Raw genomic sequence first — 20,578 nt, 5'->3', positions numbered from 1 at the left:
AGCGATGGAAATTTTTGCATCTTTGCTAAAGTACAAAAAAACAGTTATAGCTTGAATCTAACGGCTTTTATTGCGCACAGAATTACCTTTCAATCTAAACGCTCTTTCTCTAAATTGAGTGTGCGGATAGCTATTCTGGGTATCATGCTGAGTCTCAGTGTTATGATTCTGGCGGTGGCTGTTGTTAAGGGATTTAAAACTGAAATCCGGGAAAAGATAAGAGGTTTTTCGGGAGATATCATCTTAATTAAATATGATTTAAACTCTTCATACGAAAATTCACCCTTCTCGCTTGGAGCCGACACCTTAAAGAAACTCCAGAGTCTGCCGGATATTCAATATGCTTATCCTTACGCCATTAAGCCGGGAATCATTAACACAGACAATGAAATAGAAGGTGTTGTTTTAAAAGGTGTTGATAAATCTTTTAACTGGGATTTTTTCAAAAAGATCCTTGTTGAAGGAAAGGTAATTGATTTTACTGACAGCCTCGCAGCGCGAAAGCAGATACTGATATCACAGCATATAGCTAACCGGCTGAAGCTAAAAGTTGGCGATGACTTCCTGATGTATTTCGTGCAGGAAAATCTTAGAAAGCGGCCTTTCAAGATCGTTGGGATATATAATTTAGGGGTAGAGGAAGTAGATAAAACCTACGTAATCGGCGATCTGTCGATCATAAAACGCCTTAATAATTGGAAGGACAGTCAGGTAGGCGGGTATGAAATCCGGGTTAAGGATTTCGATAAGCTGGAGTCTGCTAACAGCCATGTGTCGGATAATATCGGATTTCGATTAAGGGCGTTTTCGATAACAGAGTGGTACCAAACTATTTTTCAATGGTTATCATTGCTTGATATTAACACTCAGGTTATATTGATATTAATGATGGCAGTGGCTGTAATTAACATGATATCTGCGCTTCTTATTATCATCCTCGAGCGAACCAGTATGATCGGGATATTAAAGGCGCTGGGCAGTTCGAACTGGAGTATCCAAAAAATATTTTTAAGCAATGCGGCCTACCTTATCGGTTTTGGTTTGTTGCTGGGCAACGTGTTAGGAATAGGTCTGGGTTTGTTGCAGACTTACACACATTTTTTCAAGTTAGATCAGGTTTCGTACTACATGTCATTCGTGCCTGTACAGCTAGAATTGGCAGATATTATCTTTTTAAATGCAGGCACACTGGTGGTATGCCTGCTCGTTCTGATCATTCCCTCGATGCTCGTTACCCGGATAAGCCCGGTAAAAGCCATCACCTTTAAATAATTAAGGTTTCGGTTTGATCGACAGTTCTGCTGTTTGAGCTTCAGTTGTTTCCATCATTGGATGCGGGTTAACACTGTGCAGCGATACTACATACCATGATTTATTCAACCTGACGGTTACGCTGTCAACAGTCTTTCGATCTTCGCCTACTGTTCCGAGATATAAAAAAGACTCCGCTTTCGAATTTTCTGAAGTTGACACCTGCACTCTTACGGCCGCCATTCCGGCATCTAAACAATCTAAATGATTCGCGCAGCGGCGATCGCTGATATTTTTCACCGTGATAAGTACTTGCGAATCATCGCTTTTTAGTGCGATGTGCTCATTCACATTTGCGGTAAACGGGATATTAAATTCATTTTCTTTATCGATTTTAAGCGATTCTTTTTCACAGGATAGCAACAAAAAACTAACGCCAGCAGACGCTAGCAATAAACGGGTAAATGATTTCATTAAAGTAGTTGATAGAATTGTGTGTTTAGCGATTAAAATTAAATTTAAGATTCATTCCTGCCGCACCAAACCGTAAATCATGACTTCCAAGACCGGATACGGGATATTTAATAAAAGGTTCGAATGAAATCTTCGTTTTCTCGTTTAGAGGGCGCTCATATCCCACCGACAGATTAATTATTCTGGCGAAGTCGAAGCTCTGAAATTGGCCCGAACTCTGGCCATGAGGCTGGTCTGGCGGGTTAGTACTGGATGCATAGTTATAGTTATAGGTGTATGATTCATTGATAAAAAAGTTTGAACTAATTCCTGTGATAAGGTAAATGCTGTTTTTCTTCTCCAAAAATAAGTATTTTAAATTAAACGGAATATCCAAACCCAAAAGCTTAGCATCATAGGTGTTAATTGCTATGCCCGATGAATTAAGAGCGGGTGATTCGAAACTCATCTGTTCTGATAGCTGCGCTGTTCTGGCAAAATTTAGCTTGGCTTGCTGAGGAATAGAGGTGTTGAATTTCAGCGAGTTTTGCCCTAACGAAACCCCGGTCGAGAAACTTATTTTTTTTCCGAGTTTAATTTCAGAAGAAATTCCGATTCGGGTATTGACACTTGTTTCACTGCCTTCAGCATATGTAAAGTAGCTTCCTGCAAAAACGGCAAGTTTCGGCCCTGTTTTCGAATTTGATTTATCATTAGATATTAAACCGTCTAGTTGTGTTGTTAATGTCGCTTTCTCCGGGAGCATCGCAAGAACTTCAGGTTCCTTAACCGCCAGATCTGAGGATGGCTCGACCTTAATATCTGATGCTCTTTCATCGTCTGAACCGGTGGTGTTATCCCAGGTGTGTTTCGAGAGAGCCATGATCGTTAGATCTTGTTGAGACTGGGTTTCAATAAATTCAACCGATCCGGCCGAGCTTTCATCAATATTGGACAATAAGGGCTTTGTTAGCACAGGTTGCTTCGCTGATTCGTCATGCCCTGAGCTCTTATTTACGACGATTCTAACAGAACTGTTTCGGTCGGGCGCAACGGGAGTTGGGCTGTTGACGACAGGGGGGACGTTATTTTTTCCAGGTGCCGTTATTTTGGCAGATGAGTTTGCAGTGAGCTTTTCTTTTTTCGCTGGCGGCCCTGTTAATGAAGCGAAGTACCATCCCCCGGCCAGTAGCAATACGGCGGCAGCCGAACTTATCCACCATCCAGCATAGCGTTTCTTTTTAGGTTGAGGCAAGCGTTTTCGCAACTCGATCCAGCCTGCATCAGCAGAGTCGTCTTCGAAGTCGTCGAATACTTTGTTGATGTGATTTATGAGTTTTTTATCGAATGGCTCGCTCATAGTCTCGTTTCTGTTGTTGAAGAATGTAAGCGCGAAGCTTATCTTTTGCACGGCTTAAATAAACCCTTGAGGAACTAACCGGGATGTTTAGCATATCCGCGATCTCATCGTGATTGAAGCCGTCCAGCTCATACATGTTAAACACCGTTCTGTGAATTTCCGGAAGCTTATCTAATAACCTCAATATATCTTTTGCCGAGAGATTCTCCAATGCTTCGGCGGCTTTACCATGATTCACCACCAGATCTATATCCTCCTGGTTTTGATGTTTTAGATTTTTTCTGTGGCAATCTATCGCTGTATTAACTATAATTCTGCGCAGCCAGGCTCTGAAAGGCTGGTTTTCGTTAAAAAACTTAATGCCGTTGAAAGCCTTTATAAACGAATCGTTTACTACTTCCATCGCATCATCGCGGTTAGAAAGATATCGCATTCCAACGCCCATAGCATACCCATAGAACTGCTTATACAACAGTTCTTGCGATTTCAGATCTCCAGATTTACATCCTCTTATTAAATCAAGGTCCGATATGCCGATTGACTTTTGCATCAATATATGTTAGGTGCAGTTATAAGGCATTGACGATAGAGCCTGACTACAACCGGAATCATTTCCTCGTAATATACAGTACGCACAGTAAAACAATAGTGATACAGCTGATTGATTTTTATTGAAATTTAATTAAAACGACTCAGGTTCGGGTTTTGGCTTCATTCCAGAAAACATCCATTTCTGCCAGTGTCATATCTTTCAGGCTTTTATTGGATTCTGCCGCTTTGTTTTCCAGGTATTGAAATCTTTTGATGAATTTTTTGTTGGTCTTTTCAAGGGCGTCTTCGGGATTGATATTAATAAAGCGGGCATAATTAATCAGAGAGAACAGCAAGTCTCCGAACTCACTTTCGGCCCTGTCCTTGTCGATAATAGAATCGTCTGCAACGTTAAATTCCTGCCTGAACTCATTCATCTCTTCCTCAACTTTTTCCCATACCTGAGTTTTCTCCTCCCAGTCAAAGCCCACGCCGCGCGCTTTTTCCTGGATCCTTGAAGCTTTGATCAGTGCCGGCAAAGAGGATGGAACCCCTTCCAGGACAGATTTTGTACCCTCTTTTAATTTTAGCTGCTCCCAGTTTCGTTTTACCTCTTCTTCGCTACTGACGGTTACATCACCATATATATGAGGGTGACGATGCACGAGTTTCTCACAAATGCTGTTCAATACATCAGTAATATCAAAATCGCCGGTCTCTGATCCAATACGGGCGTAAAAAACCAAATGGAGCATAATGTCCCCAAGCTCTTTTTTTATCTCCTGTTTATCTCCCTCCAAAATGGCATCAGATAGCTCGTAGGTTTCTTCAATAGTCAGATGTCGTAAGGTTTCTAGCGTTTGCTTTTTATCCCAGGGGCATTGCTCCCTCAGGGTATCCATTATGTTGAGTAATCTTTCAAAAGCAGTTGCCGGTGTGTTTGCTTTTGGGGGCGCGATGTTTGAAGACATAATTTTATATTACCCCTCAGGGTGTGCTTTACCGCGGTGACAGGTTTTACAGCTTACTTCCATTACAGCCTGGTTGTATTGTGTCTTCTTTTCGCCAAAGTTTTTGATGTTAAGTTTGTTGGTCATTTTCATCATGGAGCGTGCAATCACTTTCTCTTCCTTCGCGTCGCTGGCGAAATCCATCTTTTTTGTCTCTTCATTTCTCACATGACAAAAATTGCATTTTACGCCTAAAGAAACGCTGTAATGGTCCATCACTTTCTTGAGCTCATCGCTGCTTATGTTTTTAGGCAGAACCCTTAGATTTGTGTACTGAGGGTCTTTTTTTTCATCCTGAACCGGCATTGTAGCAGATGTGCCTATGATGATACATGAAATGAGTGTTAAAATTAAAAAAGTGCGTAGTTTCATTTATTTGTTCGTTAGTGCTCTAAAATAAAAATAATTAGCAAATGTTGACTAATGTTTTACAGCGCGGAGCATTTCTCGTTTCCCCGGAGCACCAGGGGCTTTTTCGATTGAAAAGTTAAGGCCTTTCATTATGCGCTTTAAGTTGCCGGTAATAGCATAAGTTACAAAGACACCATCTGGTTTTAGATAGTTACAGCAATGGCTCAGAGCTTCATGCGTCCACATTTCGGGCTGATGAATAGCCGCAAAGGCATCGAAATATAAAACGTCGAATAGTTTCGGATTATTGAATCGGAGAAGATTATCATGGGCTATTTCTAGTTCGATGAAGTTGTTTATCCTAACAGTGTTGTTGAGGCTACGTTCATAATTTTCGAGAAAGGACTGGTATAAGTGCTGTTCTACATAGGCTTCGTGTCCGGTTTCTTGTATCATTTGAATAGGAAGAGGAAAAGCTTCAATGCCCGTATAGTGTAGCAGCAACTGGTGCTGAACGCAGTAATTGGCGCTTAACAGAAAGTTTAAACCAGTCCCAAAGCCTACTTCGAGAATAGATACTGAACTTGTCTCGTTGTTGTCGAGATAGTACTGCAGTCCCGATTTAAGGAAAACATGTTGGCTTTCCTGCAATGCACCATGTTTCGAATGGTAGTTCTCTCCAACTAAAGGATTATAAATGGTTTTTGAGCCATCTCCGGTGGTTACAAGCTGTAAATTTTGTGTCGACATATTCTGGCCGCAATTTAATTCTATTTAACGGTATGCAGGTTGTAATCTAAAATCAATAATTCCAGTATTTTTGCAGCATGTATCAATTACTGAAGCCAATCTTATTCAAGTTCGATCCGGAGAATATCCACTATTTCGTCACCGGGACTTTAAAAACCATTAATCGTATCTGGGGTGTGTCCCGGGCATTAAAGAAAGCTTTTACCGTTTCTGACCCGCGGCTGGAGCGTGAAGTGTTTGGCTTGAAATTTAAAAATCCGGTAGGCCTGGCGGCGGGATTCGATAAAAATGCTTCATCAATTGCAGAGCTTTCGAATTTTGGATTTGGGTTTATCGAAATTGGGACAGTAACGCCTCTGCCTCAACCCGGGAACGAGAAACCCCGCATGTTTCGTTTGCCTGATGATAATGCTCTTATAAACCGCATGGGCTTTAATAATGAGGGTGTTGGGGTTGCTGCGCTTCGCTTAAAGCATTTAAAGCGGGATGGAATATTGATAGGCGGCAATATTGGAAAGAATAAAGTGACGCCGAACGAGGATGCTGTCAGCGATTATATTAAATGTTTCGATGCGCTGTTTGACGTAGTGGATTATTTCGTGGTAAATGTTAGTTCGCCAAATACGCCCGGCCTTAGAGAGCTTCAGGAGAAGGAACCTTTGAAGAAAATATTAAATACACTTCAACAGAGGAATAATAAAAATAATTTGTCTAAACCCATTCTTTTGAAAATTGCGCCTGATTTGACGGATGCGCAGTTGGATGATATAATTGAAATAGTAAAAGAAACGGGGATTGCTGGTGTTATTGCCACCAATACAACTATCAGTAGGGAAGGACTTACTTCTGATGAGAATCTGAGGAAGGAAACAGGTGGTTTGAGTGGAAGGCCCTTAGGTAAGCGCTCCACCGAAGTAATACGCTATTTGTCAGAAAAGTCCGGAAAGGCTTTTCCAATAATTGGTGTTGGAGGGATTCATTCGGCACAGGATGCCATCGAGAAGCTTAATGCAGGAGCAGCTTTGATCCAAATTTACACCGGTTTTATTTATGAGGGGCCAGGTTTAATTAAAGAAATTAATAAAGCGATTCTTAGAGAATCTAAATAGGCAAAAAAAAAATCCAGAAATGATTCTGGATTTTTTTGTTCTTAACAAGTCAAAAATTACTTTGCCTGTGCTTCAATCTGAGCTAAAACTGCGTTGTTTTTCGCAAGCTGGCTTGTAGCAGATTCTCTGGAGCGGCTACCTGTTTCAAGGTTGCGTCCTAATTTTAGAAACTGAACTTCCAGACGCGAAACCGTTTTATTTCTTCTGTCTTTTCTTTTTAAACGTGTAACTGCCATGATTTTCTTTTTAAAACATTTCCTCGGGAGGTCGGAAGCGGATTCGAACCGCTGTAGAAGGTTTTGCAGACCTCTGCCTAGCCACTCGGCCATCCGACCTTTTTGTAAAGGATTGCAAAAATAGTAATTTATTATTGCCGGCCCAATATTATTTAGTGTTTCTTTTTAGTTCGGAGCAAATAATTGCAGTGCTTACCGCAACATTCAACGATTCGGCCTCGCCAAACCGCGGGATTGTAATTGCTGTATTAATCCGTTTTTGCACTTTTTCCGAAATTCCATTCCCTTCATTTCCCAGAATAATATAGCCTTCTTTGCCAAACCGGGTTTCGTAGACAGAATCGCCATCCAGCAAGGCTCCATACACCGGCATGTTCGGTTCGGAGAAATACGCTCCTAAGTCTTCGTAGTACACATTAATCCGCGAAAGCGAACCCATTGTTGCCTGAACCACTTTGGGGTTATATGCATCAACAGTATCAAAAGAACATATTATGTCTTTAAACCCAAACCAGTCGGCGGTGCGGATGATGGTTCCTAAATTTCCTGGGTCCTGTATTCCGTCAAGAACGAGAGTAAACCGCCCTTTAAAACTTTCTGGTCTGGTGATGGTTCTTTCAGGAATATGAATAAGCGCCAAAGCATCTTGCGGAGTGGAAAGAGTGCTGATTTTTTTTAATTCGGCAGCAGTAATTTCATGCAACTTTATTTTATGTGATAAATTGCACAACTTTGGCGTTGCATCCGGTGTATGAAAGATGGTATTTATACAATAGGAAGATTGTGTAAATTCGACGATTGATTTGCTGCCTTCTGCAATGAAAAGATGATGTTCTTTTCGGTGTTTTTTTTGGTGTAATGCATTTACAAAACTGATTTGAGATTTTGAAAGCATATTCTGTTGTAAGTAATTTTTGTGTTGCAAGTATACTGTTTTTGGCGTTGTTTTTAGGTAGCTGTTCTACCACTAAGTACCTTGCAGATAATCAGCAAATTGTTAGAGGGGTGACTATCGAGGGGGTGGATAAAGAGTTTTCAGAACGGGCACATCTTTATGTACACCGCGATATTATGCCAAATTCGAGAGTAAACCTGGCGTTATACAACCTCTTTAATACTAAAAACGGGAAATACCGGACTGACCGGATCAAGCCGATTGGTGAGCCGCCAAATTTGCTCGACAGCGCTCTTGTCGAAATTTCAAGAAGAGAGATTGAAAAGTTTCTGTTCGACAAAGGCTTTTTTAAAGCCGAGGTTAAACATGATGTTGTTATCAAAGATAAAAAGGCTTACATCACCTTTACGGCTCAGCCAGGCCAGTCGTTTAAGATTAATAAGTTTTCATATTCGATCCCGGATTCGGCAGTTAGAAACCTGTACGTTCAGAACCGTCCGTCGTTTACAACTATAACAGAGGGTACCCGATATGATGGCGACTCGTTAAGACATGAAAGTACCCAGATCTTTAACTTACTTCAGAATAACGGGTACTACGATTACAAAGCGCAGTATGTAAAATTTGCTGTAGATACTCATTTGTACGCAGGCGCTGCAGATATTTTAATGACACTTGATAATCCTGTAAATCAGCCAGGTCATAAAGTTTATCGTTTAAATAACACTTCTATGCGCATTAGAAGCAGTAATGATAAAATGTCTGGAACTCCTGACTCTACTGTGATCGATTCGCAATTTATCTTCAGCGATTATTCGCACCGCTTTGATGCGCCGGATATTTACAGATACAATTATCTGAAAAAGGGAGAAAAGTATAGCATCGACAAAAAAAATCTAACCTACGACAGGTTGTTTGACTTGAATGTGTTCAAAACCCTTAAAATAGATTATGTCAAAACCAGTGACAGCGTAAGTCTGGACGCCTCAATTGATGCCACTCCAATGAAAAGACTTAGCAACAGGGTTGAAGGTGAATATACTTTTAACTCTGGAAGCAGTGGATTCAACGTGGCAAATACTTATACCAACCGAAATGTTTTTGGAGGCGCAGAGCAGCTTGATTTCCGCGTGCGTTACGGTTTGCTTTTTAATTCAGATATAAAAGGAAATCTGATAGAGCGAATTTTTAACCGAGATATTCAATTCGGAATAAATTTAACTTTTCCAAGGTTGTTGGTGCCGTTTAACACATCAAGATTAGGTAAAAATGGGGTGCCTCACACTACTATATCCAGCAGTCTGCAGATCTTTGACCAATTGAATGCTTTTCAAAGTCGCTTATTTATCAATTCATTGACCTATAATTGGATTGAAACGCGCAGTAAACTTCATTCGTTCACGCCAATTAACATCGAATATCGTAAGGGTATATTGTCTGAGGACTTCCAACAGTCGCTCAAAGAACAGGGAAGTATCCTCTATATCAGAACAAATAACCGCCAGTACTTTAATCTGGGGAGCTTATATGCGTTTACATTGAACGCTTCCAAGCTTCTAACCTATAATAATTTTGTTTATTTCAGAACATCGAATGACATTGCAGGAAATACTTTAAGTCTGATAGCCAAAGCCTTCAAAGATGATGGCACATTTTTAGGCTTACGGTACTTGCAATACGCGAAAAGCGAAGCTGACGTGAGAGCCTATAGAACACTTGGGGGGGAGCGACAGTTTGTGGCCAGGATAAATCCTGGCGTTGTTTATGCTTACGGCAACTCTGACGGGGAAGAACTTCCGTTTGAAAAGAACTTTTATGCTGGCGGATCTACCGGAATAAGAGCCTGGCAAGCCAGGACCCTAGGACCCGGGAATTACAATAGAGAGGTATTAGGAAACGATACTTTGCGAAGAAATCTAACCAACCTCGATCAGTTCGGCGAATTGAAGCTGGAGGGGAATCTGGAATATAGATTTAAGATACTCAACAATTTTTTCGGTTCTAAGTTAAAGGGAGCAACTTTTACCGATTTCGGAAACGTTTGGCGGATACGTAAGTTTGAAAGTAATCTGAACGGCGAATTCCTCTTAAAAGAGTTTTTCAATCAGATTGCTATTGGTACCGGTTTCGGATTACGTTTTGATGTGGAGTATTTTATATTCAGGTTTGATGTCGGCGTTAAGGTGAAGGATCCGCAGTTCAGAGGCTCAGATCAGTGGGTGATCAAAAAGTTTTTTGACAAAGAATTTAAAGCGGAATATAAACGAACCCACTCTCCGGATAATTACCGCTTTTTGCAGTATAACTTTGGTATAGGAATGCCTTTTTAAAAGGCCGATCTAAGTCCGTCGATTATTGTTTCAAAGAAAGTTGGTATTCCTAGGCCTTTGCTGGAATTAAAGAAGAAAATAATTACCAGCAGTATAATCCCAAAAATGATGAACTTCCTAAACATGGCTGCTATGGCGACAATTATAAGCGGGATCAGCAACAGAAGCACCCAATTTATTTTCAAAGGATTAAGGTCTTCGCCTTTTTTTATCACGTAGTAAAGCTTCGAATGCGTTCCGGTTTCGTTCTGATGTTTGATGTAGACAAAAGACGATTTTTCAATTTGTTGCGGAGCCACGGCAATTCCATCATTGAATTTTAGCTCCTGCCTGAAGCCGTTAAGCGTAAACAGAAAGGTTCCGTTGACCGTTTCAATCGGCTTATCCAAAGAGTCGGCGGCAATTATTGCCAGTTTACTGTTTTTAAGCAGGTGCTCTTTCACCAAGAAGTTATTAATCATAACCGTTTGGGCCTGTAGTTTGCCTAGGAAAATTACGAAGAAAAGAATAGTAACGAATAACCGGTTCATGGACGAATCACTTTATCCGTGAAAGATAAAATTTAAAAATGAAGGAGGAAAATACCAGTATAAAACTACTCGGATTTAGGCGTGCAAACCATCCATTCTAAGATTCCTGGACGCATCTCTTTAAATATGGCTAGCTTATCTTTTAAACTTGCTTGCTCGGTTTCTTTAAAGTAATAGGTTTTGGCCTTCTCAATATCATCAATGCTTTTAATAACCTGGATATCGTGAGTTTCTTTAAATAAGTGGTTTAGGTAGTCTGAAATCTCTATGTCAACAAAGTCATGAACTTCGATAATAATATCGCAACGGTTTAGATTTTTAAGGTTGCTTGAATTGAAAAGGTGCTTCTCAAAACCTTCGCAATCGCATACAATAAGTCCCCGGCGGGTAAAATTAAAGCTTGCCAGCTCTTTAGCCGTACAAAAGTTGCGAATTGAAATGCTGCTGTCTCTGTTATTGAGCTTGGCCATGTCTAAGCATAAGCGTCTTGCAGCCGGGTCTATATCATAAGCGTAGATTTTTGCTTTCGGAAACATTAGGCTCAGGCCAACTGCATAATATCCTTCGGCACAGCCTACGTCAATAATTTCCGAATAATCCCGGGTGCTAAATGTTTCAATTGTTGGGTGCAATTCCTGTTCGTAACTTCCTATAAGTTTTGGATAAATAGCGCTGCAAAGTGCATCCATAGATGGATATTTCATAGCTTTAAAGGGACCGTTTAAAACAGTGAGCTTCTCGAAAAGATGCAAATGTGTTTTACTTACGTCGTCCGGATGCTTACGACTGAAATAGGCAAATACGCCAACTTTCAAAGCGGGCTTCAATACGGGCCATAATAGGTCGTTGTTAACTACGGAGGATACTACTTTTTTTGCCAGATGCTTCATTACATAGTGAAAATTTCATCACGAATATATCATTCGTGATGACTCTTACGCAAATGGAAGGAATAGGTTATGCCGAGATTCAATCGTATAAATTCATGGAGGAAGGAAACTGGTTTAAATGGGAAGTATATTAAACAAAAAAACCGCCCAAGAAGGCGGTTTTAAGATAGGTAGATGTAGGATATTTTAGAACGAGTAGCCTACAGAGAATGATAGAACTCTATTGGTAAGTTGTCCATCTCCGCCATCGCCACTTGGGAGTAAATCCGTCAATCCGAGACCATAACCAGCGCCGATATTGAATCCATTATTTAGTTGGATGCCTCCAAGGAAATTGACTCCAAAATCTAAAGCTTTAAAATCATCTTCGTCATCGTTTCCGAATTTAAGGTCCTGCTTTATAGTCTCTCTGTCGTTACCTTCATCGTCAAAGGTTATCTTTCTTTCACCTGAGATTCCATAAGCAGCATAAGGTCCTGCCCCAAGGAAAAGACTTGTTCCGGTAGCTCCCAAAGGAATTTTACCTACTAAATTTACCGGAACTTCAAGCCACATCGTGTTGTCTTTGACTTCTGTGTCGCCGCTATCGAAAAACTCAGCACCTTTACCTTGTAGCGATAAGCCCGGCTGAACCGAGAACATTCCGCCCAAAGGCAAGTCTAGATATCCGGTTACATGAAAATTCGTAGCGTGATCTGTTTCCGGATTTTCAGCATCGTCTGCACCATAGCTGTACTTAGCAAGGTTAACCCCAACTTTTAAGCCCCATTTTGTGCTACCGACAGAACCGGAGGTCGTACTTGTTTGTGCATTTGCAACGGTTCCTGCAATCAGAAAGCCGGCTGCTAGTAAAATTATTTTTTTCATTTTTTATCTAAGTTATTGTGGTAACCACTGTTCAATCACCAGACCAGAAATCGGGGATAATGGATTTTTACTAGAACACAAGTTGTTATGGTAGAGAAATGACTCTATTCTGTTTACAACGGGTTTTGTAGTGATTTGATTTCTGGTCGATCTGTAGATAAAACCCTACAATCTGTTAGAGACTGGATGCAGAGAAGGTGTCGCCCTGATTAATATCGCCGGTTTCATACCCCTTCTTAAACCAACGCATGCGCTGAGCAGAAGTGCCATGAGTAAATGCGTCGGGTACTACATGTCCCTGCGATCGTTTCTGCAGTCTGTCGTCTCCAATAGCATTAGCCGCATTTAAGGCCTCTTCGATATCGCCTTCTTCGAGTATGTTTTTAGTCCGTTGTGCATGGTGAGCCCAAACCCCGGCTAAGAAATCGGCCTGTAGTTCAAGTTTAACCGATAGGCGATTGTATTCTTCCTGATTTACCTGGCCACGGGCCCGATGAAGTTTATCAGATGTTCCAAGAAGATTTTGAATATGATGCCCCACTTCGTGCGCAACAACGTAGGCCATTGCAAAATCGCCCGGGGCGCCAAAGCGGTTTTGTAGCTCGTCGTAGAAAGAGAGGTCGATGTATACCTTTTGATCTCCGGGACAATAAAATGGCCCGGTAGCAGAGCTCGCACTCCCGCAGGCGGATTGCACACCACCGCTAAACAATACTAGTGTTGGTTCTTTATAGCGACTCCCTGCTTCCGAAAATACTTTGTTCCAAACATCTTCTGTTTCGGCAAGCACTACCGCTACGAAATGGCCTTTCTCATCCTGTTTTACATCCGTATTGAGAGGAGCTTCTTGTTGTGCGCCGCCACCCTCGCCCATCGAGCCCAGCAGTTCGAGCGGGTTTTGACCGGTTAAGAGTGAAAAGATAATCGCAACCACCGCTGTCAGTCCCCCGCCAATTGCGAGGCCACCACCACCGCTTCTTCGATCTTCAATATTGCCGCTCTGGCGTCTTCCTAACCATTTCATAAATCCGAATGTTTTCTTAGCAACACCAAAAAAAGTTGCTTTGTTTGACAGTACAGAAGCCTGGGATCGCAGTATTACGTAACCTAAAATATTCTGTGAAGTATAACAGGGAAATTTATTCAATTTATTACTTTACAGCAAATTTCAAGAATTGGGGAATCAAGATATTATTACTTTAGTAGTTGCCAGTGATAATCAATATGCTATTTTGCTGGGCGCATTACTAAAATCAATAGAGGAGAACCATAAAACCGGTGAGAAGATTGATGTTTATGTTTTGGATGACAAGATATCGGCTTCGAATAAATCAAGGATTTCGTCGACCGTAAATCCCGAGAGGATAACCTTAAACTGGAAGACCATCTCCTCAGTCATTCCCCCGCATCTAACTATTCCGGTAGATAATACTGCCTTTCCTTTTACCGCTTACTATCGAATTTTTGCATCACATGCTATTCCGGCTGATAGGGAGAGGGTTATCTATCTGGATGTGGACATGATCGTTTTAGCAGACATTTCTAAGCTGTGGAAAACAGACATTGGCGATTGTCTTTTCGCGGCTGTACAAGATTGGCAGCTAACGGTAAGCTGTTCTTGGGGAGGAATACCCAATTATAAAGAATTAGGGATTCCTGCTGATACAAAGTATTTTAATTCAGGCTTATTGATAATGAATGCAAAGAAATGGCGAGATGAGGATATTACCACTAAAGTGATTAAGTTCATGCATGAAAATGTCAAGTTTATAAATTACGCCGACCAGTATGGTCTTAACGGGGCTTTATATGATAGATGGTTTCAATTGGATTCTAATTGGAACTGCTTCGCGCAATTTGAAAATGAGGCACCTTATATTATCCACTTTTTAGACGTTAAGCCAATATTTAAATCGTATAGATCAAGACCTGAGTTTAAAGAAGAATTTTATAAATATTTGAGATTAACTCCCTGGAAAGACCATAAACCTGTCACTAATTACAACAGATTATTTAAAAAGATTTATACCAAAGTGAAGAAGAAGTCGCTTCAGCTCTTTTCATTCAAATAATATCATGTACAACTTCAAGGATGTGACCTTACTTATCACTCATTATAACAGGAGTAGTTCTTTAGAAAGGCTATTAAAAAAGTTTGATGAGCTCGACTGCCATTTCGGAAATATCATTGTATCCGATGATTCCAGTCAGGAAGAACATTTGAATGCATTAAAGAGACTACAAGAAAATTATGGGTGTCGGCTAATTACCACACCTGTCAATAAAGGGTTGGGTAATAATATAAATAAGGGTCAAGACGCTGTAACAAGCCCTTACACGCTTTACGTTCAGGAAGATTTTGTCCCGCAGCAACTCTTTCCCGAAAAACTTGATAAGGGCTTACGTTTTATGAACGACCGGAAAACTATCGATATGGTTCGTTTTTATGCCTATTTTAAATATCCCTTTTTAAAACCAGTAGGCGATGGGTTTTCTGAAATGATATTCAGTGCCTGGCCCTGGTATTTTGGATATAAAAAATTCTATTATTACAGTGATCATCCGCATCTTCGGCGCAGTACATTTTTTGAAAAATTTGGCAGGTATGCAGAAAATGAAAAAGTAGAGCGTACAGAGTATAAAATGATGTTCTCTTTTCTTAAGAAAAAAGGAAAAGCATTGTTTTACGAGGATTATCAGGCTTTATTCGATCAGAAGAACTCTTCGGAAGAGCCGAGTACTGTAAAACGGAATTTTTGGAGAGAAAATAACACTTTCCTCATATCGAGCATTCGTCACTTGTACCGGTACCTTCGATTTAACTTTGATTTACATTTTTAATCGATACAAAATGTCAATTGTTAAACTCCCGGGGTGGTTAAACCAGCATTTATACAGGGAAAAACGTTTTAGTGATCTTACGGAAGAAGAGCTAGATGAGCTTAAAGGAAGGTTAAATAAAATAAGAAATGATAATCCTGATATTTCCGTGGTAATTCCAGCCTGGAATGAGGGCGATGGTATTTATAGAACCTTGTCATCGCTGGCATCGAATATTACTAATCTAAAAGTTGAATTAATCGTCGTAAACAATAATTCCACAGATCACACTCAGGCTGTACTCGACCGTTTGGGTGTGAAAAGTTTTTTTCAACCTGTTCAGGGTATAACCTTTGCGCGTCAGATGGGCCTCATGAATGCGCGTGGTAAGTATCATTTAAGTGCAGACTCGGATACATTTTATCCGCCTCGATGGATTGAGTTGATGACCAAGCCGATGATTGCAGAACCGGACGTTGTTGGAGTGTATGGTAGGTATGGCTTTATTCCGCCTGAGGGGCGAACCAGGCTTAATTTATGGTTTTATGAAAAAGTTACAGGTGTTTTAATTCGAATTAGAAGATATAACCGTGAGTATATTAATGTGCTCGGATTTACAATGGGCTTTGTTACCGAAATAGGAAAAGCAACAGGAGGGTTTGAAGTTACCGATGTAAGAAAATTTGATAATGCCCTTGGAAGCGAATATTTTGTGGAAGAGTCGGAAGATGGTAGAATGGCAGTAAATTTAAAAAAGAAGGGCTCTTTAAAACTGGTCACTCATCGCGATGCCAGAGTTTTTACATCATCTCGCAGGTTGACCTCAGAAGGTGGAGTTCTAACTTCTTTTATTAGACGCTTAAAGTTGCACTTTAAACAAATGAACGAATATTTAATAGGGTCGTAATTGATATGCTTAAAAAACTATTAAGAAAGATATTCGGTCTGTATGTGCGTTTGCGCTTTAGCAACGTGTCGCCAGAGTTACGCTATTTTTACCGGGATACATATTATTGTAAGATTGCACAAATAAAGTATTTCATTAAAGATTATCTCACAAAGCCGAAGTATAAAACTGTTTCTTTTAATGGCGAATTTGCGCCAGAACTTCAGTTTGCACTTCCGCACGCTTACTGGCATTTCAAAAATGGTACACTTCGATCCACAAATTCATCGAAATTTACTAAGGAGTTGTATTTTTTTTCTCCTGAACATAAAGAATGTTACGAAGAGAGGAGCAATGCAGGCAACTATAACTTTGAAATACCCAGAGTACTATACAGTCATGATTACGACATGAGTAAATGGGCGGCAGTACCTCTTAAGGAACACTATAAGAACGAGGTTTATATTTACGAAAGGCCTCTTTTTATTATTGCTAATCGGTACAACATGGAATGGGATGGACCTCCCATCAGCTATTTTAGTGTCGACCTTCTTGACGTTTTAGTAAATCAATTGAAGCCTTTTTACACTATTGTTTACAACAGGCCCAGACCTCAAAATATCACAACCGATGAAAGTGATATTTATGACATGAACGAATATGAGTGGTTGCGCGAAAAGCACCCTGAAGTAATATTGATGGAGGATCTTTTTACAGAAAACAAAGGCAAAGCCGATAATTTCAATCATCTGCAACTGATGGTATATGCAAATTCCGAGAGATTTATCTCCATTCATGGCGGTACAGCCACGCTTGCAAGTTACTTCGGTGGTGTGAATATTATTTTGTCTAAACAGGGGCCCGAACATCATTTTAATTGTTATCAGAAACTTTATCCCAAGCTTGGAGGCGCAACAATAGCTCACGCCATGAATGATGATGAGGTGAAGTTTTTTGTTGCGCAATATTTCCTTGACGAGCAAATACCTGTAAACCTTTGATGGAACAAAAAAATAACCGTTCGTATTGGCTAAAGTCTGGGATAATAAACGTTGCTCAAAATCTCACTACACAAATTTTGAGTATCGCTACTTTTTGGTTCATGGCCCGTTTGTTCACCAAAGAAGACAATGGTTCATGGGTTATCTATATGCAAGCCGTAGTTATTTTTGAATTGCTGAGAAATGGTCTCACACAAAGTGCCGTAATCAAATTTCTAGCTGGCTCTGAAAAAGAGGATCATTCCAAAATTGTGACTGCAAGTTTTGCCATCAGTACAATTCTCACTGTCATCCTCGTACTCCTTAATATCATATTCGTAAATTATTTTACAGACGCACTGAACGCACCACAACTACAACCCGTGTTTTACCTCTTTAATATAGTGTTTGTTTTATCGGGGATATTAACTATTCTTTGTGCGATTGAGCAAGCCAACCTTCAGTATAAAAGCGCTTTTGCAGCAAATTTTATTCGGACCTTTTCAGTGTTTATTTATTGCGTCTATTGTTATTTTTTCAATCATACCATTAGTTTGCTTGAATTGGCTTATGTGCAGATTATTAGTATGACCATATCTTTAATATGGGCATGGCGTATCGTTAAAAAATTCTTCCAGTTTACTTACATTTTCAGTTGGTACTGGGTTAGAAAGATTTTTAACTATGGAAAGTATGCGCTAGGAACGTCAGTAAGTTCACAATTATCCGGCACGATAGATCAATGGATGCTTGCGGGAATGCTTACACCTGCGGCCTCAGCTTCATTTAGTACAGCAGTTCGAATTACCAACCTGATAAATATACCGACGGATGCTGTAGTTGTAATCGTATTTCCTCAAAGTGCAAAAAGGATGCATACAGAAGGGAAGGACGCAATTAAATACCTGTATGAAAAGTCGGTGGGCACAATTTTGGCTATCTTAATTCCGGCAGTACTATTTGTGTATTTGTTTGATAGTTTCATCGTAAACCTTATTGCTGGAGGTAAGTACGCAGATGCTGTCCCGATTTTAAACGTCACCCTTCTCTATTGCTTACTTATTCCTTTCGGACGACAGTTCGGTACTATCCTCGATTCTATAGGAAAAACAAATCTCACATTTTATATTGTACTAGTAACAGCAGCTACCAATTTAATCTTGAATTACTTTTTTATCAAAGAATATGGAGTTATCGGAGCCGCTTATGCTACAGGCCTCTCAAATGTTATCGGGTTTGCAATTGCTCAGGTGATTCTACGCAAAGAATTGAAGGTTAATATGCTAAATACGTTCATTTATGCATATATGTTCTATCCAGAGTTTATCAACAAATATATTTTAAAGAAAAGCTAGAAATGACCGCGGTATATTTTAAGGGTCGGTTAGGTAACCAGATGTTTCAGTATGTGTTTTACAGATATTTGAAAGAGAAGAATAGCGATAAATTAATATTTTTTTCCAACCCGCATCATGCTTACCTAAGTAAATATTTCGAACTCGAAAATTATCAGGCTGTTACCTTTGAGTCTAAAATATATTCCGTGTTAGTGCGGTTCATTCCTCGATTACTTCGTTTTAAAGACGTTTATGTTCAGAATTTTGTTAGACCAAGAAATTATGAGGCCAGAAATTCTGTCGTTTATAACGGCTATTTTCAGACGGACTGGTATTATAATCAATTGCAAAACAAGCCACACTTTAAAATTAAACCGAAGTATACTTCAAAGTTTCAAACTCTTTACAGCGAGATTTTTAGGAAAGAAAAGACTATAGCCGTGCATATTCGAAGAACAGATTATTTAAAGTACGGTAAACGCGATATTTCCTTACCTATTGAATATTTCAAAAGGCGTTTATCAGAAATTGATGATTTGGATAGCTATCGGGTGTTTTTTGTCAGTGATGATGTTCCTTTTGTAAAATCAGTGTTTTCCGAGAAATCGAATTTTATCTTTTCAGATAACGATGAGATAACCGATTTTCAAATTCTACAAAATGCTGATATAGCAATTATTTCGAATAGTAGCTTTGGGTGGTGGGCGGCTTTTTTAGGGAAGGAAGCTAAGATAGTATATGCTCCTAAAAATTGGATGGGGTTCGGAATCGGTGCGGAGCATCCTAAAGGTGTGATGACCAAAAAGTTTATTTGGGAGGATGTTCCCTTTAACAACCAGTCGGTCTAGGTCTTCACTACAAAAGTTCTTTATATACATCAAGAGTCCGTTTTAACGAATTATCAAGCGGAAAGTCTTTTAATCGTACCGCTCCGTCCGCTGTGAGAGTATTTTGTAAGGAGGGCTCGGTAATGATTCTTTCTATTTTCCCCGTTAATTCATCTACGCTATTCGCATCGAAATAAATGGCTGCATAACTTGCTATTTCCTTAAAACACTCGGTATCACTTAATATCATTGGACAGCCTGCCCTAAATGCCTCGAGTATCGGGAGGCCGAAACCTTCATGAAGTGAAGGATATATAAAACATGTAGCGTTTTGATATAGAAAATTTAGCTCCGAATCGCTCACATTTTTATGACTTACCTTGTCATCTAGCTTTATTAATTTGAGGTATTCTAGCTCTGCCACTTTGAGGGAACCCCCACCTGTTAGTATTACCTGAATGTCGGGATGTTGAGCTGAAACTCTTTTAAACGCGTTAAGAAACAAGTAAAAATTTTTATAACCGCTTCGGTCGCCTACAAACAGCAGGTATTTTTCGGGAAGGTTATCTATGGGATTGGTAACAAAAGGACTTTTCAGGTCCATGCCGTGATAAATGACCTGTATTTTAGATTCATCCACTTCTGAATATTTAAGAAGGTCGCTTTTTGTAGTTTCCGAGATCGCAATAATCCTGTCAGCGCGTTCAATGTTTAATCTTTTCAGCTTAGTGAGAGAATCCTCGGCCCAAAAGTATTCAGGAAGACGCTCATATGTCATATCATGAATAGTAATAACCAAAGGCTTTTTTAACCTATCGAAGAAATAAGTGTCATAGTAAGTCGGGTGAAAAATATCAAAGTTATTTCTTCTAAGTAGCTCCCGGCAATATAGTTGGTTCAGTTTATAAACGTAGTTGGGGTTTTTTAAAATTTTGCGAATGAGTTCGTTAGATATTTTACTTTTTACATAATGATTGTTCGAATACAAAACTCCCAATAAGTAATCAAAATCCGGTAATTCTTCTATAGCTTGTATTAGGTTAGCGAAGTACCTGCTGATGCCACCATAGAGTTGCGTGCTGAATTTTTGATGATCGTAAAAGATCTTGATCATTGTTTATGTTTAGTGTTTGGTATACGATGATGATTTAAAATAGTTGTTTGG

22 protein-coding genes and 1 tRNA gene are annotated in these 20,578 nt (G+C 39.8%); 9 read left to right on the top strand and 14 right to left on the bottom strand.

Annotated features, from left to right (window positions below):
- Positions 1 to 51: 51 nt before the first annotated feature.
- Positions 52 to 1,272, top strand: a complete 1,221-nt coding sequence (locus tag J3P43_RS12025) for an ABC transporter permease (protein ID WP_255902686.1) — start codon at positions 52 to 54, stop codon at positions 1,270 to 1,272.
- Here the strand turns inward: J3P43_RS12025 and J3P43_RS12020 are convergent, their stop codons facing one another.
- From J3P43_RS12020 to mnmC2, 6 genes are all read right to left on the bottom strand, one after another.
- The gene (locus J3P43_RS12020; RefSeq protein ID WP_255902683.1) at positions 1,273 to 1,725 is read right to left on the bottom strand and encodes a hypothetical protein; all 453 of its coding nucleotides are present in this window, start codon (positions 1,723 to 1,725) and stop codon (positions 1,273 to 1,275) included.
- A gap of 25 nt (positions 1,726 to 1,750) precedes the next feature.
- Positions 1,751 to 3,064, bottom strand: coding sequence for a hypothetical protein (locus tag J3P43_RS12015; protein ID WP_255902680.1), 1,314 nt, complete (start codon positions 3,062 to 3,064; stop codon positions 1,751 to 1,753).
- Positions 3,045 to 3,614, bottom strand: a complete 570-nt coding sequence (locus J3P43_RS12010; RefSeq protein WP_255902679.1) for an RNA polymerase sigma factor — start codon at positions 3,612 to 3,614, stop codon at positions 3,045 to 3,047. The genes J3P43_RS12015 and J3P43_RS12010 overlap by 20 nt, the downstream gene beginning before the upstream one ends.
- Positions 3,615 to 3,756: 142 nt before the next feature.
- Positions 3,757 to 4,566 carry a nucleoside triphosphate pyrophosphohydrolase gene (mazG, locus tag J3P43_RS12005; protein ID WP_255902676.1) on the bottom strand — a complete coding sequence of 270 codons (810 nt, stop codon included), beginning with the start codon at positions 4,564 to 4,566 and terminating at the stop codon, positions 3,757 to 3,759.
- A 9-nt stretch (positions 4,567 to 4,575) separates the two neighbouring features.
- The gene (locus J3P43_RS12000; protein WP_255902674.1) at positions 4,576 to 4,977 is read right to left on the bottom strand and encodes a c-type cytochrome; all 402 of its coding nucleotides are present in this window, start codon (positions 4,975 to 4,977) and stop codon (positions 4,576 to 4,578) included.
- A 48-nt stretch (positions 4,978 to 5,025) separates the two neighbouring features.
- Positions 5,026 to 5,706 carry a tRNA (5-methylaminomethyl-2-thiouridine)(34)-methyltransferase MnmC2 gene (gene mnmC2, locus J3P43_RS11995; RefSeq protein WP_255902672.1) on the bottom strand — a complete coding sequence of 227 codons (681 nt, stop codon included), beginning with the start codon at positions 5,704 to 5,706 and terminating at the stop codon, positions 5,026 to 5,028.
- Positions 5,707 to 5,783: 77 nt separating this feature from the next.
- Between mnmC2 and J3P43_RS11990 the strand changes: the two genes are divergently transcribed.
- Complete coding sequence (locus J3P43_RS11990; RefSeq protein ID WP_255902670.1) at positions 5,784 to 6,815, top strand: quinone-dependent dihydroorotate dehydrogenase; 1,032 nt, start codon at positions 5,784 to 5,786, stop codon at positions 6,813 to 6,815.
- A gap of 56 nt (positions 6,816 to 6,871) precedes the next feature.
- Here J3P43_RS11990 and J3P43_RS11985 read toward each other — a convergent pair whose 3' ends face one another.
- The 3 genes from J3P43_RS11985 to J3P43_RS11975 form a co-directional block, all read right to left on the bottom strand.
- A complete protein-coding gene (locus tag J3P43_RS11985; protein ID WP_255902668.1) occupies positions 6,872 to 7,051 on the bottom strand; it encodes a spore protein in 180 nt (59 codons plus the stop codon).
- 28 nt (positions 7,052 to 7,079) lie between these two features.
- Positions 7,080 to 7,150: transfer RNA gene (locus tag J3P43_RS11980), tRNA-Cys, on the bottom strand.
- Between the two features lie 49 nt (positions 7,151 to 7,199).
- Positions 7,200 to 7,946 (bottom strand): TrmH family RNA methyltransferase, encoded by a 747-nt coding sequence (locus J3P43_RS11975; protein ID WP_255902666.1) that lies wholly within the window; start codon positions 7,944 to 7,946, stop codon positions 7,200 to 7,202.
- Between J3P43_RS11975 and tamL the strand changes: the two genes are divergently transcribed.
- A complete protein-coding gene (gene tamL, locus J3P43_RS11970; protein ID WP_255902664.1) occupies positions 7,937 to 10,276 on the top strand; it encodes a translocation and assembly module lipoprotein TamL in 2,340 nt (779 codons plus the stop codon). The genes J3P43_RS11975 and tamL overlap by 10 nt on opposite strands.
- On the opposite strand, the gene J3P43_RS11965 is transcribed toward tamL, so the two are convergent.
- The 4 genes from J3P43_RS11965 to ypfJ all read right to left on the bottom strand — a co-directional run bounded on the left by J3P43_RS11965 (position 10,273) and on the right by ypfJ (position 13,587).
- A complete protein-coding gene (locus J3P43_RS11965) occupies positions 10,273 to 10,806 on the bottom strand; it encodes a hypothetical protein (RefSeq protein WP_255902662.1) in 534 nt (177 codons plus the stop codon). The two genes, tamL and J3P43_RS11965, sit on opposite strands and share 4 nt — an antisense overlap.
- Before the next feature lie 65 nt (positions 10,807 to 10,871).
- A complete protein-coding gene (locus tag J3P43_RS11960; RefSeq protein WP_255902660.1) occupies positions 10,872 to 11,696 on the bottom strand; it encodes a class I SAM-dependent methyltransferase in 825 nt (274 codons plus the stop codon).
- A 186-nt stretch (positions 11,697 to 11,882) separates the two neighbouring features.
- A complete protein-coding gene (locus J3P43_RS11955) occupies positions 11,883 to 12,563 on the bottom strand; it encodes a porin family protein (protein ID WP_255902658.1) in 681 nt (226 codons plus the stop codon).
- Between the two features lie 175 nt (positions 12,564 to 12,738).
- The gene (gene ypfJ, locus J3P43_RS11950; RefSeq protein ID WP_255902656.1) at positions 12,739 to 13,587 is read right to left on the bottom strand and encodes a KPN_02809 family neutral zinc metallopeptidase; all 849 of its coding nucleotides are present in this window, start codon (positions 13,585 to 13,587) and stop codon (positions 12,739 to 12,741) included.
- Between the two features lie 151 nt (positions 13,588 to 13,738).
- On the opposite strand from ypfJ, the gene J3P43_RS11945 reads away from it, so the two are divergent.
- The 6 genes from J3P43_RS11945 to J3P43_RS11920 are packed head-to-tail and all read left to right on the top strand — an operon-like array spanning position 13,739 to position 19,434.
- On the top strand, positions 13,739 to 14,635 hold the full coding sequence (locus J3P43_RS11945) for a glycosyltransferase family 8 protein (RefSeq protein WP_255902654.1): 897 nt from the start codon (positions 13,739 to 13,741) through the stop codon (positions 14,633 to 14,635).
- A gap of 4 nt (positions 14,636 to 14,639) precedes the next feature.
- Positions 14,640 to 15,404, top strand: a complete 765-nt coding sequence (locus J3P43_RS11940) for a glycosyltransferase (RefSeq protein WP_255902652.1) — start codon at positions 14,640 to 14,642, stop codon at positions 15,402 to 15,404.
- A 10-nt stretch (positions 15,405 to 15,414) separates the two neighbouring features.
- The gene (locus tag J3P43_RS11935; RefSeq protein ID WP_255902650.1) at positions 15,415 to 16,290 is read left to right on the top strand and encodes a glycosyltransferase family 2 protein; all 876 of its coding nucleotides are present in this window, start codon (positions 15,415 to 15,417) and stop codon (positions 16,288 to 16,290) included.
- Between the two features lie 5 nt (positions 16,291 to 16,295).
- Positions 16,296 to 17,270: a hypothetical protein gene (locus J3P43_RS11930; RefSeq protein WP_255902648.1), complete on the top strand. Its 975-nt coding sequence runs from the start codon at positions 16,296 to 16,298 to the stop codon at positions 17,268 to 17,270.
- The gene (locus J3P43_RS11925; RefSeq protein WP_255902646.1) at positions 17,270 to 18,604 is read left to right on the top strand and encodes a flippase; all 1,335 of its coding nucleotides are present in this window, start codon (positions 17,270 to 17,272) and stop codon (positions 18,602 to 18,604) included. The genes J3P43_RS11930 and J3P43_RS11925 overlap by 1 nt, the downstream gene beginning before the upstream one ends.
- A 2-nt stretch (positions 18,605 to 18,606) precedes the next feature.
- Positions 18,607 to 19,434, top strand: coding sequence for an alpha-1,2-fucosyltransferase (locus tag J3P43_RS11920; protein WP_255902644.1), 828 nt, complete (start codon positions 18,607 to 18,609; stop codon positions 19,432 to 19,434).
- Between the two features lie 7 nt (positions 19,435 to 19,441).
- On the opposite strand, the gene J3P43_RS11915 is transcribed toward J3P43_RS11920, so the two are convergent.
- Entirely contained in the window at positions 19,442 to 20,527 is a 1,086-nt protein-coding gene (locus J3P43_RS11915; RefSeq protein ID WP_255902642.1) for a glycosyltransferase family 4 protein, read from the bottom strand.
- Between the last annotated feature and the right edge of the window lie 51 nt (positions 20,528 to 20,578).

Origin of the sequence: Paradesertivirga mongoliensis, from assembly GCF_024436395.1 — a bacterium.
GTDB lineage: Bacteria > Bacteroidota > Bacteroidia > Sphingobacteriales > Sphingobacteriaceae > Paradesertivirga > Paradesertivirga mongoliensis.
Note: the sequence above shows the minus strand (reverse complement) of the source record. Positions and strands in the feature narration are given on the sequence as shown.

What these genes read in the sequence shown, in the direction of transcription:
- J3P43_RS12020 (WP_255902683.1), bottom strand. Translation starts at nt 1,725, where the DNA reads ATGAAATCATTTACCCGTTTATTGCTAGCGTCTGCTGGCGTTAGTTTT.
- J3P43_RS12015 (WP_255902680.1), bottom strand. Translation starts at nt 3,064, where the DNA reads ATGAGCGAGCCATTCGATAAAAAACTCATAAATCACATCAACAAAGTA.
- J3P43_RS12010 (WP_255902679.1), bottom strand. Translation starts at nt 3,614, where the DNA reads ATGCAAAAGTCAATCGGCATATCGGACCTTGATTTAATAAGAGGATGT.
- mazG (WP_255902676.1), bottom strand. Translation starts at nt 4,566, where the DNA reads ATGTCTTCAAACATCGCGCCCCCAAAAGCAAACACACCGGCAACTGCT.
- J3P43_RS12000 (WP_255902674.1), bottom strand. Translation starts at nt 4,977, where the DNA reads ATGAAACTACGCACTTTTTTAATTTTAACACTCATTTCATGTATCATC.
- mnmC2 (WP_255902672.1), bottom strand. Translation starts at nt 5,706, where the DNA reads ATGTCGACACAAAATTTACAGCTTGTAACCACCGGAGATGGCTCAAAA.
- J3P43_RS11990 (WP_255902670.1), top strand. Translation starts at nt 5,784, where the DNA reads ATGTATCAATTACTGAAGCCAATCTTATTCAAGTTCGATCCGGAGAAT.
- J3P43_RS11985 (WP_255902668.1), bottom strand. Translation starts at nt 7,051, where the DNA reads ATGGCAGTTACACGTTTAAAAAGAAAAGACAGAAGAAATAAAACGGTT.
- J3P43_RS11975 (WP_255902666.1), bottom strand. Translation starts at nt 7,946, where the DNA reads ATGCTTTCAAAATCTCAAATCAGTTTTGTAAATGCATTACACCAAAAA.
- J3P43_RS11965 (WP_255902662.1), bottom strand. Translation starts at nt 10,806, where the DNA reads ATGAACCGGTTATTCGTTACTATTCTTTTCTTCGTAATTTTCCTAGGC.
- J3P43_RS11960 (WP_255902660.1), bottom strand. Translation starts at nt 11,696, where the DNA reads ATGAAGCATCTGGCAAAAAAAGTAGTATCCTCCGTAGTTAACAACGAC.
- J3P43_RS11955 (WP_255902658.1), bottom strand. Translation starts at nt 12,563, where the DNA reads ATGAAAAAAATAATTTTACTAGCAGCCGGCTTTCTGATTGCAGGAACC.
- ypfJ (WP_255902656.1), bottom strand. Translation starts at nt 13,587, where the DNA reads ATGAAATGGTTAGGAAGACGCCAGAGCGGCAATATTGAAGATCGAAGA.
- J3P43_RS11940 (WP_255902652.1), top strand. Translation starts at nt 14,640, where the DNA reads ATGTACAACTTCAAGGATGTGACCTTACTTATCACTCATTATAACAGG.
- J3P43_RS11935 (WP_255902650.1), top strand. Translation starts at nt 15,415, where the DNA reads ATGTCAATTGTTAAACTCCCGGGGTGGTTAAACCAGCATTTATACAGG.
- J3P43_RS11930 (WP_255902648.1), top strand. Translation starts at nt 16,296, where the DNA reads ATGCTTAAAAAACTATTAAGAAAGATATTCGGTCTGTATGTGCGTTTG.
- J3P43_RS11925 (WP_255902646.1), top strand. Translation starts at nt 17,270, where the DNA reads ATGGAACAAAAAAATAACCGTTCGTATTGGCTAAAGTCTGGGATAATA.
- J3P43_RS11920 (WP_255902644.1), top strand. Translation starts at nt 18,607, where the DNA reads ATGACCGCGGTATATTTTAAGGGTCGGTTAGGTAACCAGATGTTTCAG.
- J3P43_RS11915 (WP_255902642.1), bottom strand. Translation starts at nt 20,527, where the DNA reads ATGATCAAGATCTTTTACGATCATCAAAAATTCAGCACGCAACTCTAT.